This window comes from Candidatus Poriferisocius sp. (genome assembly GCF_965208475.1).
Lineage (GTDB): Bacteria > Actinomycetota > Acidimicrobiia > Acidimicrobiales > Bin134 > Poriferisocius.
Genome location: NZ_OZ242338.1, coordinates 3,111,778 through 3,124,898, shown reverse-complemented (window position 1 = coordinate 3,124,898; position 13,121 = coordinate 3,111,778). Strand labels below are relative to the sequence as shown.

The following is a 13,121-nucleotide window of genomic DNA, read 5'->3' as shown; positions in this document are numbered from 1 at the left end:
CCAACCACCCCAACCGCGGGCAACCAGCAACGAGCGGAGAGGGTGGGATTCGAACCCACGAACCACCTTGCGGCAGTTACTTCCTTAGCAGGGAAGCGCCTTCAACCGGACTCGGCCACCTCTCCAGGCCATCCCACACTAGCGGCTCACCCTCGGCCTGGCCTTGTGGATTGCCGGACCAAACGCCAAGACGAGGACCGAGCAGTGACGGCCCTCAGCGATTTAGCGCTATGGCCCATTGATCGCATCTCCCATCGAGCCCTGGCGCTGTTGGCATGGCAGCACTACAGCAACATCAGGTCCTACGACGCCTTCTACGTCGCCACCACCCGCGCCCTGGGAGTCCCATTGTTGACCGCCGACGGCCGGCTGGCCCGATCACCCGGCCTCGATATCACCGTCCACCACATCCAAATAAACTGAAAGCCGTCATCGAGGAAGGCCTGCGCATAGTGATGGATTCGAACTGATGCCCAAAGGCGCGCGGGTGCTATGGCCTCATTGATGTGAGCGGGACTACGCAAACACCATCGGGCCGCTCGTAGGCGTAGCCAATGGCGGTTATGACTGCGAGCCGTGCGGGCGGGCCAGTCCGGCCTCCCTTCAGCTTGGCCCGCAGTCGCAAGAGCGATTCGGCGCCCTTGTCGATCGCGTCGGGTACCCCGAGCTTGATCTCGGCCGCAGCCCAGCGCCCGTCGGCGTGCTCGATGATGGCGTCGACCTCTAGCTGGTGGCTGTCGCGATAGTGCGACAATGAGCACCGATTCGCCTCAGCATAAACCTGCAAGTCGCGCAGAGCCATCGACTCGAACAGCCTCCCGGCGAAGCTGAGGTCGCTCATCAGAGTGCCGACGGTGGTCCGCAGCGCTGCTGCGGTGAGCGAGGGATCGACGAAATGGATCTTGGCGGCATTGCGGACCTGCGCTCGTGAGGCGATGTGCGGCCGCCATGCAGGAATCTCCTCGACGACGAACAAGCGCCCCAATGCCGCGAGATAGCCCGCAACGGTGCGTCGCTCCAGTGGTGGCTCTCCTGCGGCCGCGGTGTCAGCGGCGAGCACGGTGTGCCGTACCTCGGTAGCCACGTTTCGCGCAATCGATACCAGCAATCTGCGCACCCGAATCGGATCGCGTTCGACGCCGTCGACTCGCGACACATCCGTACGGCTGATCTCGTCGAGGTAGGCGGTCGCAGCGTCCGCCGCGGTCGGCAGATCGGCGTCGAGCTGCTGGGGCCATCCACCGCGGCACGCAAGCGCCAGCACATCGCCCAGCGAGAGACCCCCGTCGGCGGCAGTGCATGCCTCACCGTCGATCAGGCCTTGAAACGACACGTCACCGCTGGATTCCCCGCTCTCGAACAGACTCATCGTGCGCATTGGCACTCGCATGATCCGGCCGGCTCCCGAATGACGGGTGATGTCGTCGGGCGGATCGGCAGAGCCGGTGAGGATGAACTGTCCCCGCTGGCCGCGCGCGTCACAGGCGCGACGCATGGCGTTCCACACTGCGGGAGCGAGCTGCCACTCGTCCAGCAGTCGGGGCGTCGCCCCGTCGAGGATCGACGCCGGGTCCATTCCCGCTGTCAGTGAAGCACTGGCCCGCTCGTCGAGATAGACGGCACTGGCCGCAAATCGTCGCCCGGTCCATGTCTTGCCGCACGCTCGGGGACCTTCGACGACCACGGCGGGCATCGCCCGAAGCGCTGCGCTCATCCGCTCGTCCACCAGCCGTGGACGGTACCCGGCCGGAGCGATGTCGCTCGTGCCACAACCGTCAGGGTCGATATCGACGGAATCCATGGTGCTCTCCGACTTCAGAGCACTCCATCATACTGGCAGAATTATTCATACGCCGATAAAGTGGCAGTTGGTCAGCCGATAAAGTGGCAGTTGGCCAGCCGACGCATGGAGTTCTTTGCTGGAAGATGCCTAGATGCGGGCCCGCCTTCAGCCGACGGCGACAACGATGTCAGAGGGAACCCTTGATCCCCTATTTCGGGATCGATGCCGGTTCCGATAGCTTTTCGTAGGGTAACGACCCGTCAGCCCGAATGCAACGGCCTATGACTCCCTTTGACACCGAAATCACCGATCGGCTGCTGTCCACCACTCGGTCGGTGCGGCGGCGGCTGGACTTTGACCGGGCGGTGGATCCCGAGATCTTGCAGGAGTGCCTGGGCCTGGCCTCATATGCCCCCAACGCGTCCAACGCCCAGGACTGGCGCTGGGTAATCGTGACCGATCCCGAATCTAGGGCGGCCATCGCCGATCACTATCGAGCGGGCATCGTTCCGCCCATGGAGGAGCTCTTGGAGCGGCGGCAGGCCGATGGAGATGCCGCCGGAGTCCGCCATTCCGAGGCAGTGCTCTACCTGGCCGAGCGCTTCCACGAAGTGCCCGCCCTGGTCATCCCCTGCATCCAGGGCCAACTCGACCCCGACCTTGAACTCGCCTGGACGACCAGCCTGTTCGGGTCGATCCTGCCCGCGGTATGGAGCTTCCAGCTTGCCCTTCACAGCCGGGGCCTGGCCTCCACCTTCACCACCGCCCACCTGCTGGCCGCCGACGAGGTGGCCGCCCTGCTCGACATTCCCGACGACTACCTCCAAACCTGCCTCATCCCGGTGGCCTACCTGCTGGGCGACGACCTCAAGCCCCCCGCCCGCAGAGACCTCGACGAGATCATCGCCTGGAACCGTTGGGCCTAATCCACCCCGTCAACCCCACCCCAGGGCTACTAATCTCGCCCTCGGAGGGATGGCAGAGCGGACGATTGCAACGGCCTTGAAAGCCGTAGGGCCTTCCGGGGTCCCGGGGGTTCGAATCCCCCTCCCTCCGCTCCGGGTGTGTCAGGCAGTTGCGCCTTCGACGACGCAAGGTCCAAGGTGCGGCGGACCGCTTGCGTCAGATGACACTCTGGTACGAGAACCACGAAGGCCTCTTTCATGACTGGTAAGAGCTACTCTATTTGCACGATACTTTCCATTTCTAAGCAATCCTGCTGTTGACAAGAGAGGGTACTCTGGTAAGTTCAGAGATATGATCGATAGTATTTACCACTTCTTAGAAACAGCCCTCCTCGATGTAGTGCGTGTTGGTGTCGGTGGAAACGGCGCCGGGGTTCGTCAGCTGGCCAATCGCATTTCCCGCGAACTGCCCGATGAGCTCCCTGACAGCAAAGCATTTCGACAACGCCTGGGCGAGGCGATGATCGGGAGCCCCAATCGGCCTGCCTTTAGATCGGTAGACACGCTCGAGACGATCTCAGGCGAGGATCTTGTCCACTGGGCACATCCCAACACCGAGGCGCTGCCGGAGCTCTTCTTGGATGCCGAGCCCAATGCCGAGGTCCACCAACTGCTGGCGCAATGGACTGGGAGTACCCGTCTAGCGAGCGCCGGACTTTCCGCAGCCAACACCGTTCTTGTGAGCGGCCCTCCCGGAGTCGGGAAGACGCTCCTCGCACACCACATCGCAGCCAAACTTGGACTCCCGCTAGCCACTGTGAATCTCGCCGAAGTGATCTCAAGCCTGCTGGGCGGCACGGGCAAGAACCTGCGGGACGCGATGCAAGCGGCCTTGGAAGTAGACGGGATTCTTCTCATGGATGAGTTCGACGCCGTGGCCAAGCGACGTGATGACTCATCCGACATCGGAGAGCTCAAGCGAATTGTGAACGTGATGCTCCTCGAACTCGATCAGTGGCCGCGCGAGCGGTTGCTCATCGCGGCCACGAACCACGCTCACCTGCTTGACACCGCAGTCGTGCGCCGCTTCGAAATGGTCATCGACCTTGGGTTGCCGACGAACACAGTTCGCGTCGGGCTCGTGAAGACGTTGTTGAATGACACCGGCAGTCCAGACTGGGTAACAACGCTCGTGGCTGAAGCTACCGCCGAGGTGAGCCCCGCCGAAATTGAGCGGCTCATTCGTTCGGCGCGGCGGGAATCGCTGACCGACGACGTTCCGCTTGAGCGAGCATTGGTTGTCCGCGCAATGCGGCTCCGCGGCGAAGCGTTCGATCGAGACCTCGCCATCAACGAACTCAGTGTCCGCTGGAACATGTCGAATCGGGGAATCGCAAAGATCTTCGGTGTCTCCCACCCAACAGTCGGGGCGGCCATCCGACGGTTCAATGGAAGGGACGATCAATGAGTCAACCAAACGACCCTCGGCCGATTCTCGTTGGAGGCGAACGTCTCATACTTGAGGTTGACCAGGTCAACTCCGGAGGCGGAGACAAATACCACCCCATGACTGCGGAAGCCGCGGCGAGCGTGCTCACCCCGATGGTTACCGAGCTCGCCGATCGCTTCAGTCAGCTGCCCCAGGAGGCTCTCGGTACTGCGCGCTATTTCCAAACCACGCTGCTACCGAACTATCTCGCGGCCAGCCACTTCCCCGCCCAACTGCTCGCGGCCGCTGGACTAGTCGCCGTCGGATCGCGTGCTGCTCCCGGCATATACGTGACTGCAACGACGTCCGAACCCACCACGACCAAATCGCTCATCGTCGCAGGGCCCGAAGAAGGCGCGGCGAGACTCAGCGATATTATCGAGAGCGCTGGCACTGGCGGAAAGAGCCAACGCAACGTGTTCGAACAGCTCCGAGAGATCTCCGAAATCCGGATGGCCAACAACACAGAGGTTCTGGGAACGGCCCCACGCGACGCCGACGTGTGGGAGGCCGTGCTCAACCCATTGAAAATAGACCAGTCGGGTGACCTCGTTGCCACCGACGACGAGACGTTCGAGAAATGGATCTCCTGGATTGCGAACCTTGGCGGCCAGGTTGTCGACGACTACCGGCGGACAGAGGCCGGCCTGACTTTCGTCCCTGTGAGGCTCGGCCCCGAGGGCGTCCAGCAGGCGTCGCAGTTCAACCCTCTACGTTCCCTTCGACCCATGCCCGTGCTCCGGCCGCTGCCAACAACTTTCCTTCGCGCCGCACCGCCCACAGTGCTACCGCCCGAAGAGTCAGCGCCAGAGGGCGCACACACGATCGCCGTCTTCGACGGTGGTATGCAGGAGAACTCCCTACTCGATTCGGTCGCGATCACCAATGTGACGAATGAGCCCGAAAGCCACGAGGCAACTAGCCACGGAACAGCCGTAACCGGAAGCGCGATCTATGGGGTCCTCACGCCCGGCGAGAGAGCGTCGCGTCCCGCCTCGGCTGCGCATCACTACCGCGTCTTCCCCGGATCACCCGGCGACGAAGACGTCCACGTCTACTGGGTCCTCGACCAGATCGAAGCCGTTCTCACCAAAACCCACTACCCAATCGTCAATCTCAGCATCGGCGTGGATGTAAGCGTCGAAGACGCCGGCGAGCCGAATCGCTGGACAAGCACGCTGGACCGCATTGCCTACGAACACGATGTGCTCTTCGTGGTTGCCGCCGGCAATAACGGCGCCGAGGATGAACAGACTGGTCTCAATAGGGTGCAATCTCCCGCCGACATGGCCAACGGAATATCCGTTGGCGCATGCGACGAACCGCACTCGAAAGGGTGGGAGCGGACCTGGTACTCCGCAGTCGGCCCCGGCCGTAACGGCAGCCGCATACAACCCAGCGGCGTACAGTTTGGCGGCAGCCTGAAGGCCGATCGGCCGTTCTACGGCCTCCACGCAAATCAGCAACTCCGGGAAACCCAAGGGACCAGCTTCTCCGGACCCATCACCACCAACGCGCTCTCCCGCCTCGGTGCAATCCTTGGGAACGAATGGAAGTCAGCCAATACACTGCGCTCCTTTGCCATTCACTTTGCAGAACGTCGCCCAGGCGAGGACGTCTGCGTCAAAACTGGACACGGGCGCTTCGCCCTCGACTACGCCTCAGGGCTTCAATGCGCAGCGAACGAAGTTCACTTGCTTTACCAGAGCAAGCTTCATCGCCACGAACTCCTCTCGTTTCGACTACCGGTCCCAAGGTCCATCGTTTCGGGGTCGGTCAAGCTCCGACTTACGATGGCGTTCGCCTCGCCAGTCGAGCCGGCGCAGCCACTCGAGTACACACAGGCGACGATCGAGCCGGTGTTCCGTCCCCATACCGACAAGTTCCGATTCTCCAAAGGCAAGAAGAGCAAGACCGTCAATATCGGCACCGAACCCGAAATCGCAACCAAGCTCATAGCCGACGGCTACAACATCAGCGGCCACCCAGTCAGCAAGGCCCTACCCGGGACCTCTGGGAGCGAAATCGAACTCCGAGAGGGTGGGAAGTGGGAAACGATCCGCCGAATCGACCTATCGATGCAGGCAAAGTCTCTACTAGATCCTCGCCTTGACCTCTCCTACGTCGCCCGGAAGTCGGGTCTGCTCCAGTCATCGGCTGCACCCCTCGAGTTCACGCTCGTCGTATCGGTCATCTCCCCCAAAGTTGACACGCTCTACTCGGACGTCGAGGCCGCGTATCCCATATTGAGCCGGCTCGACGTCGCAAACGAACCCCAAATCACGACCGCAATCAACAACTAGCGGGCCTATTAGCGGCACTCGGACGCTCCCTCGTCAAACGGCGGGTGCGAGAGGTTGTTCTCGGGTTTGTTCGTCGCGCCACATTCGGTGGATGACGCGGTTGGCGAGGTGGCGTTTGTGGGCTCGGCGGGCTTCTCGTCCGGTTTTGCATTTTGTGGCTTTGCGCGCGAGGTACGCGGCCGCGTCGGGCCGGCTGCGCTGCTGGGAGACCGACGCGATGTGCAGCACGCTGTTGACGCGCCGGTTGCCTCTGAAGTCGAGCCGGTGCTTAACGGGGTTGGCCGTGCTTTCGCCCGATGAGAGAGCGACGGCACCTGTGCCACACCAGCGGGCGAACTCGGGGCTCGCGGTCGAAGCGGCGGGGTCGCCGACCTCGCACACCAGGGTGGCGGCGGCGATGGGGCCGACGCCTGGCTCCGTCGCACAAGGAGGTGCCGTGGCGGTCGAGCAATTCGGCGGAATCGCTGATCGAGGCGACTTGCAGGAAGGTACTCGAAGCCCTCGAAGAGGAATATGAGCAGAGAGCTGAGGTTCCATAGCTCGTCAAGTCCGCCCAAAAGGCGCTCAAAGGGCACCCGGTGACGATCACCCCCACCGCCAAAGGCAGGGACACCATCGTGCGCGTTCTGGCGAGCCAGTCTCAGGTCGACATGGCGCAGCGGATCTGCGAAACGAGTACGGCACAGATCAGGACAGGAATTCGGCCCACAACGCTACATTGCTCTCAATCGCCCCCTTCGACTGAACTTGCCCACGAATTCTGAGTGCCCCCTGATGGGGGAGTGTTCGATCGGGCCTGAGCTTCTCTATCGCCTTCGGGAACGCTTTTTCCCGCGTTTCTTCGCAGTTTTCCGCGACGGCGGTTTCGCCCTGGGTGTCTCCGGCTCCTCAGGCACCTGGGTTAGTGCCTGCCAGTTAATCAGGTCGGGATGCGCCTGCAGACAGCGTCTGGCCACTGCCTGTAGGTGGTATTCGCGTATGCCTTTCGGATCGTGGGCGGCGATCGCGCACACTGCCGCCAGCGCCTTCGGCGCTAGGACAGCGCTGTACTTCATCTGAGACCGGTCAATGAACTGAACCCAAGAACTGCGGTGCAGCAACTCGTGGCAGCTCTCTGCCGTCAGCCCCGACTCTGGGGGTGCGTTAGCAGCGGCTTCGGCCCCGAGTCGGTACCTCCAGTGCGCTCTCGCGATAGGCGGATCGGTCGCCACGGCCTTGACGTGGCGTATGTGTGGTAGCCCGCCCAAGCCGCGCAGCAGGTTTCTGGTGGCAGTATCCAAGGTCTGCTTTTCTTTGAAGCTGGTTCTGTCAGCAGGTTTCTCTAGCGTCTCCTGTCCGACACGGGCCTTGAATGTGGAGTTCGGCGGGTCAGGGAAAACGCCGCCTCGCAGCCAAGCAGCGTGGCAGATGTACCACCAGGGACTGGATATTGCCTGTATCGGCAATATGCCAGATAGCTGGGAGCCGACATGTTGCTCCCAGATGAGTGGGGTCTTGTTCATCTCGTCTGACGTCACACCATCGAGTGCCGGTGCCTGGGCTAGGGCCTCCTCCTCAATGTTGAGACGGCCGATCAGATAATCGGCCAGCAATGAAGACGATCCGTTCGCCGCCTTCAAGAACTGCTGTTGGCGACCGACCAGTTCGTGGCTGGGCCGGTCCTGGCGCTTCTTGTCGACCATTGACTGCTGCCAGACGCTGAAACTGGTTGACGTCTGCTCAGCCACAGGGCGTTCAACGGTCATGGGACGTCATCCTGTTCGTCGAAGACGACTAGCTGGCTTCCGGCAAGCAGAGTCGCGGCGCGAATCGGGTCATAGTCCTCCTCGCCGGGTGCCGGACACTCGGGGTCGGCGTCTTTGATCATTGCGGCCAGCTGAAGGCCGAGCGGCTCTTTCTCCTCGTCGTCGGAATCTCCTCCGGCAAACGCTGTCTGATTGGCCGCATCGGCTAGGGCAGCTGTCCACGCGGCGAGCATGACCACTTTGACGGCAGGGTGCCCTTCATTGTCCTGGCATGCCGCTAGGTCGTCGCTGTGCATTGAGACTTCATAGTGGGGGGAGCCTCCTCGGGGATAGGGCAGCGCCGAAGCGGGCCGGCCTTTGCGTGCCGAGTCTCCCACGAGCGCTCGTGCGGGTCCGCTGGGTTTTCCGGCGGTCATTCCCGAAGCAAGTCAGTACCGTCCAACCTGAGGGTGCGCCGGGAACTGCCCAAAGACGGATTCAGTCCGACAGCTGCCACCTGTATTGCCTCGCCTGTGCCGCCTAGACCACGGTGTTTGAGCGTCCTGTCAACCCCATTGTGGAATGCAGCGTCTCTCCATGAGACTTCTGAGCGCGTCATAACATCGGCCAATCCCCAACCGCCTTAGCCACAAGGCTCTCAACAGGGAAAACATTAGAAACGTCCAGCCGACCAGCAGCAAGTAATATGTTACGCCTGTGGAACGCCGACACGTTTCCTGTGGGACGACGAGCAACGCTCTGTTATATGTCTTCAAAACCCCTGGTTGAGCTAACAAGATCAAGTGGCGATGATCCCGCGGGCCCGCTCACCCGAGCGGCAATGCACCCATGACAGAGAATTGGCCGAAGCCGCCCTACTGAACACCGCGACCGTCGTACCGCCTAGAGCATACTGGTAAGCCCCCATGACCGACCCCGCCTGATCCCGGCGGCCCGCCGCCAAAACAAGATGAGCCTGCGACGACTTCTAAAGAGCCATCTGGCACCCCATCGCCAGGCGATCGTGTTCGTGCTGGTCCTTCAGGCCGGCCAGACCACCGCCGGCCTGTTGCTGCCGGGGCTGAACGCCACCCTGATCGACGACGGCGTCCTGCTCGGGGATCAATCTGTGATCTGGCGAATGGGCGCCATCATGCTGGTGGTCTCGTTGGTGCAGGTGGTATTGCTCACCGGGGCAGTCTGGTTTGCGTCAAGGGCGGCCATGGCATTCGGCCGCGACATCCGAGGCGACGTGTTCGACCGGATTACCCGTTACTCCACCCGAGAGATCGGTCGTTTCGGCACCCCCTCGCTCATCACCCGCATCACCAACGACACCCACCAGATCCAGACGTTGATGGCCATGGTGGGAACCATGATGATCACCGCCCCGCTCACCATGATCGCCGGCATCGTGCTGGCCATTCGGACCGACGCCGGGCTGTCGGTGCTGCTGTGGGTGGTCATCCCCCTGGAGATCATCATTATGGGCTCGATCATCGCGGCCATGAACCCGGCGTTCCGGAAGATGCAAAAGCGCATCGACCGGGTCAACGCCGTGCTGCGGGAGCAGATCACTGGGATCCGGGTGGTGCGGGCCTTCACCCGCGAGCCGGTGGAGAGCGCCCGGTTTGCCGACGCCAACGACCGGCTTACTGCGACATCAATGCGAGCAGCCCGGCTCATGGCAGCCACCTTCCCCGCGGTCACATTGCTGGTGAACCTGTCGAGCGTGGCCCTGCTGTGGATCGGCGCCGACCGCATTGAAGACGGATCGACCCAGATCGGGTCGCTGGTGGCCTACATCACCTATCTCCTCCAGATACTCCTAGCCGTCACCATGGCCGCCTTCATGGTGTCGATGATTCCCCGCGCCGCGGTGGCTGCCGAGCGCATCGTCGAAGTGCTCGACACCGAATCGTCGGTGGTCCCGCCGGCCGATCCAGTAAGGGAGTTCTTGCGTCCCGGGACGGTGGAGTTCCGCGGGGTTGGCTTCCGATACCCCGGTGCCGAGCATGCTGTGCTCGACAACGTGGCGTTCACCGCCCTTCCGGGAGAGACCACTGCCATCATCGGTTCCACCGGGGCGGGCAAGACCACGCTGTTGACTCTGGCCGCCCGCCTGGCCGACGCCAGCACCGGCGAGGTCTCGGTGGGCGGCGTGGATGTCCGCCGGCTCGACCAGATCCTGCTGTGGCAAGCCATCGGCTACGTGCCCCAGCGGGCCTACCTGTTCAGCGGCACGGTGGCCTCGAACCTCCGGTACGGACGCCCCGACGCCACCGATGGCGAACTGTGGGAGGCCCTGGAGATCGCCCAAGCGGCGGGGTTCGTCCAATCCATGCCCGAGGGACTGGCCAGCCCCATCAATCAGGGGGGCACCAACGTGTCCGGCGGCCAACGGCAACGGCTGTCCATTGCCAGAGCCCTGGTCGCCCAGCCGGCCGTCTTCCTGTTCGACGATTCGTTCTCCGCCCTCGACCTCGCCACTGAGGACCGGCTCCGCCGGGCCCTCTATCCCCACACCCGCAACGCCGCCGTCCTGGTGGTGGCCCAGCGGATCTCCACCATCGAGACCGCCGACCAGATCATCGTTCTGGAAGGCGGAGTGGTGGTGGGCATGGGTCGCCACAACGAACTGCTCAGCACCTGCCCCACCTACGCCGAGATCGTCTCCTCCCAGAGAGGAGGTGAAGCCGCATGAGCCAGGATGAACCGGGCGACATCGTGCCCGGCGATGGCGAGCTAGACGACGAGCAAGCCGACCAAGAAGCCCTCCAGAAGTTCGGGCGGGAGGCCATGCGCTTCTCCTGCCGCATGGGGGCCCCGATGCCCGCGGAGGCCACCCGCAACTTCCGGGGCACCGTCCGCCAACTGGCCGAGATCACCGGACGGGAGACGCCGGTGCTGATCCTGGTGATCGCCCTCGCGGTGATGAGCGTGAGCCTCACGGTTATCGGCCCTTGGCTCCTCGGCGGGGCCACCGACATCATCGTGAGCGGGATCCGCGAGGGCAGCATCGACACCGACCAGCTCCGAGATCGGCTCTTGATCATTGCCGGGGTGTTCGGCGCCGCGTGGGTGTTCGGCTATTCCCAGACATACCTGCTCACCGGCGCGCTCCAGCGATCGATGTTCCGGCTACGGGAGACAATCGAGGCCAAGCTCCACCGCCTTCCTCTGTCCTATGTCGATCGGCACGCCCGGGGCGACCTGCTCAGCCGGGTGACCAACGACATCGACAACCTCACCCAGAGCCTCCAGCAGACCATCAACCAAATCCTCACTTCGCTGCTGACCCTGGTGGGGGTGACGGTGATGATGCTGACAGTGTCGCCTCTGCTGGCGCTGGTGGCCTTTGCGACCGTGCCGCTGTCGGTGATGGCCACCCGCCTGTTCGCCCACCGGGCCCGGCCCCGGTTCCTCCGGCAGTGGCGGACCACCGGCACCCTCAACGCCCAAGCCGAAGACGTGGTGAGCGGACACGCCATAGTCACCGCGTTCGGCCGCCAAGACCAGGAGCGCCGGCGATTCGAGGCGGAGAACGACCAGCTCTACGACGCCAGCCGATCGGCCCAGTTCCTTTCGTCGGCCATGCAGCCGGTGATGATGCTGATGGGCAACCTCCAGTTCGTGGCCGTCGCCGTGGTGGGCGGACTGCGCATCTCCAGCGGGGCCATCACCATCGGCGACATGCAGGCCATGATCCAGTACACCCGGCAGTTCGCCATACCGGTCCAGTCGCTGGCCTCGATGGCCGCCACCTTCCAGTCGGGCATCGCATCGCTGGAGCGGGTGGTGGAGCTGCTCGAAGTCGACGAGCTGAGCCCCGACCCCGACCCGGTGCCCCAACCGCCGCCCACGTCCGGACGGGTGGTTTTCGACGGCGTCCACTTCGCCTACGACCCCGACAAGCCCCTGATCGCCGGGCTCGACCTCACTGCTGAGCCGGGCCAGACGGTGGCCATCGTCGGACCGACCGGGGCGGGCAAGACCACCCTGGTCAACCTGCTGCTGCGGTTCTACGAGCTGGACGGCGGTAGGATCACCCTCGACGGGCGCGACATCACTTCTCTCCCCCGCCACGAGCTGCGGTCGAAGTTCGGCATGGTGCTCCAAGACACCTGGCTGTTCGGCGACACCATCTGGGAGAACCTCCGCTACGGCAACCCCGACGCCACCGACGCCCAGATCCTCCAAGCGGCCCGGGTCACCTACGTCGACCGCTTCGTCCACTCGCTGCCCGACGGATTCGACACCGTCATCAACGACGAGGGCGACAACATCTCCGCCGGCCAAAAACAGCTCCTCACCATCGCCCGGGCCTTCCTCGCCGACCCGGCCATCTTGATCCTCGATGAGGCCACCTCGTCGGTGGACACCCGCACCGAGGTGCTCATCCAAGAGGCCATGAACGCCCTGCGAGCCGACCGCACCAGCTTCGTCATCGCCCACCGCCTCTCCACCATCCGCGGCGCCGACACCATCGTGGTCATGGACGGCGGGCGCATCGCCGAACAAGGCGCCCACGACGAGCTCCTCTCCCGAGGCGGCCCCTACGCCGACCTCCACGCCGCCCAATTCGCCGGCGAAGCCACCTGAACACCTGAAATCAATGCGGATGCGAAAATGGCGGAGGGGGTGGGATTCGAACCCACGGTGACTTGCGCCACACACGCTTTCCAAGCGTGCCGATTCGGCCGCTCTCGCACCCCTCCGGGGGTAAGCAAATTACCGCACACCGACGGGCGGTCCTGCACCGGTTGCCGCTATCCTGATCGAACCCGGGCGATTTGCCTGGTTTGGAATGTGATGGTCGGGTCCTGTGCAACGCCAGCCCGTGAACCGAGTCAGGGCCGGGAGGCAGCAGCTCTCAGCGGATCCTGGGGTGTGCCGCAGACCGCCTGGCCATCACTT

General features: G+C 63.4%; 10 protein-coding genes, 3 tRNA genes and 1 other RNA gene. 8 read left to right on the top strand and 6 right to left on the bottom strand.

What is annotated here, in order from left to right; translation table 11 throughout:
* Nucleotides 1-34: 34 nt before the first annotated feature.
* Nucleotides 35-125, bottom strand: a tRNA-Ser gene (locus ACOGXA_RS14610).
* Nucleotides 126-165: 40 nt separating this feature from the next.
* On the opposite strand from ACOGXA_RS14610, the gene ACOGXA_RS14605 reads away from it, so the two are divergent.
* Complete coding sequence (locus ACOGXA_RS14605; protein ID WP_419924588.1) at nucleotides 166-423, top strand: type II toxin-antitoxin system VapC family toxin; 258 nt, start codon at nucleotides 166-168, stop codon at nucleotides 421-423.
* 67 nt (nucleotides 424-490) lie between these two features.
* Here ACOGXA_RS14605 and ACOGXA_RS14600 read toward each other — a convergent pair whose 3' ends face one another.
* Complete coding sequence (locus ACOGXA_RS14600; RefSeq protein ID WP_419924587.1) at nucleotides 491-1,801, bottom strand: ATP-binding protein; 1,311 nt, start codon at nucleotides 1,799-1,801, stop codon at nucleotides 491-493.
* Nucleotides 1,802-2,064: 263 nt separating this feature from the next.
* Between ACOGXA_RS14600 and ACOGXA_RS14595 the strand changes: the two genes are divergently transcribed.
* The 4 genes from ACOGXA_RS14595 (at nucleotide 2,065) to ACOGXA_RS14580 (ending at nucleotide 6,480) form a co-directional block, all read left to right on the top strand.
* Complete coding sequence (locus ACOGXA_RS14595; RefSeq protein WP_419924586.1) at nucleotides 2,065-2,709, top strand: nitroreductase family protein; 645 nt, start codon at nucleotides 2,065-2,067, stop codon at nucleotides 2,707-2,709.
* 43 nt (nucleotides 2,710-2,752) lie between these two features.
* Nucleotides 2,753-2,839 (top strand) — tRNA-Ser (locus ACOGXA_RS14590).
* Between the two features lie 201 nt (nucleotides 2,840-3,040).
* Nucleotides 3,041-4,156 carry an AAA family ATPase gene (locus tag ACOGXA_RS14585; RefSeq protein ID WP_419924585.1) on the top strand — a complete coding sequence of 372 codons (1,116 nt, stop codon included), beginning with the start codon at nucleotides 3,041-3,043 and terminating at the stop codon, nucleotides 4,154-4,156.
* Nucleotides 4,153-6,480, top strand: coding sequence for a S8 family peptidase (locus tag ACOGXA_RS14580; RefSeq protein WP_419924584.1), 2,328 nt, complete (start codon nucleotides 4,153-4,155; stop codon nucleotides 6,478-6,480). The genes ACOGXA_RS14585 and ACOGXA_RS14580 overlap by 4 nt, the downstream gene beginning before the upstream one ends.
* 33 nt (nucleotides 6,481-6,513) lie before the next feature.
* On the opposite strand, the gene ACOGXA_RS14575 is transcribed toward ACOGXA_RS14580, so the two are convergent.
* The 3 genes from ACOGXA_RS14575 to ACOGXA_RS14565 all read right to left on the bottom strand — a co-directional run bounded on the left by ACOGXA_RS14575 (nucleotide 6,514) and on the right by ACOGXA_RS14565 (nucleotide 8,521).
* Entirely contained in the window at nucleotides 6,514-7,017 is a 504-nt protein-coding gene (locus ACOGXA_RS14575) for a transposase (protein ID WP_419924583.1), read from the bottom strand.
* 269 nt (nucleotides 7,018-7,286) lie between these two features.
* Nucleotides 7,287-8,225 carry a hypothetical protein gene (locus ACOGXA_RS14570; protein ID WP_419924582.1) on the bottom strand — a complete coding sequence of 313 codons (939 nt, stop codon included), beginning with the start codon at nucleotides 8,223-8,225 and terminating at the stop codon, nucleotides 7,287-7,289.
* Entirely contained in the window at nucleotides 8,222-8,521 is a 300-nt protein-coding gene (locus ACOGXA_RS14565; protein ID WP_419924581.1) for a hypothetical protein, read from the bottom strand. The genes ACOGXA_RS14570 and ACOGXA_RS14565 overlap by 4 nt, the downstream gene beginning before the upstream one ends.
* A 653-nt stretch (nucleotides 8,522-9,174) precedes the next feature.
* On the opposite strand from ACOGXA_RS14565, the gene ACOGXA_RS14560 reads away from it, so the two are divergent.
* Both ACOGXA_RS14560 and ACOGXA_RS14555 read left to right on the top strand, forming a co-directional pair.
* The gene (locus ACOGXA_RS14560) at nucleotides 9,175-10,908 is read left to right on the top strand and encodes an ABC transporter ATP-binding protein (protein ID WP_419924580.1); all 1,734 of its coding nucleotides are present in this window, start codon (nucleotides 9,175-9,177) and stop codon (nucleotides 10,906-10,908) included.
* A complete protein-coding gene (locus tag ACOGXA_RS14555; protein ID WP_419924579.1) occupies nucleotides 10,905-12,806 on the top strand; it encodes an ABC transporter ATP-binding protein in 1,902 nt (633 codons plus the stop codon). Before ACOGXA_RS14560 ends, ACOGXA_RS14555 begins: the two co-directional genes overlap by 4 nt.
* A gap of 28 nt (nucleotides 12,807-12,834) precedes the next feature.
* Here the strand turns inward: ACOGXA_RS14555 and ACOGXA_RS14550 are convergent.
* Nucleotides 12,835-12,922 (bottom strand) — tRNA-Ser (locus ACOGXA_RS14550).
* Between the two features lie 96 nt (nucleotides 12,923-13,018).
* Between ACOGXA_RS14550 and ffs the strand changes: the two genes are divergently transcribed.
* Nucleotides 13,019-13,117, top strand: an RNA gene (gene ffs / locus ACOGXA_RS14545) — signal recognition particle sRNA small type.
* Nucleotides 13,118-13,121: the final 4 nt, after the last annotated feature.

Coding starts and splice junctions, on each gene's coding strand:
- ACOGXA_RS14600 (WP_419924587.1), bottom strand. CDS start 1,801: ATGGATTCCGTCGATATCGACCCTGACGGTTGTGGCACGAGCGACATC.
- ACOGXA_RS14580 (WP_419924584.1), top strand. CDS start 4,153: ATGAGTCAACCAAACGACCCTCGGCCGATTCTCGTTGGAGGCGAACGT.
- ACOGXA_RS14585 (WP_419924585.1), top strand. CDS start 3,041: ATGATCGATAGTATTTACCACTTCTTAGAAACAGCCCTCCTCGATGTA.
- ACOGXA_RS14555 (WP_419924579.1), top strand. CDS start 10,905: ATGAGCCAGGATGAACCGGGCGACATCGTGCCCGGCGATGGCGAGCTA.
- ACOGXA_RS14565 (WP_419924581.1), bottom strand. CDS start 8,521: ATGCACAGCGACGACCTAGCGGCATGCCAGGACAATGAAGGGCACCCT.
- ACOGXA_RS14595 (WP_419924586.1), top strand. CDS start 2,065: ATGACTCCCTTTGACACCGAAATCACCGATCGGCTGCTGTCCACCACT.
- ACOGXA_RS14560 (WP_419924580.1), top strand. CDS start 9,175: ATGAGCCTGCGACGACTTCTAAAGAGCCATCTGGCACCCCATCGCCAG.
- ACOGXA_RS14570 (WP_419924582.1), bottom strand. CDS start 8,225: ATGACCGTTGAACGCCCTGTGGCTGAGCAGACGTCAACCAGTTTCAGC.
- ACOGXA_RS14575 (WP_419924583.1), bottom strand. CDS start 7,017: ATGGAACCTCAGCTCTCTGCTCATATTCCTCTTCGAGGGCTTCGAGTA.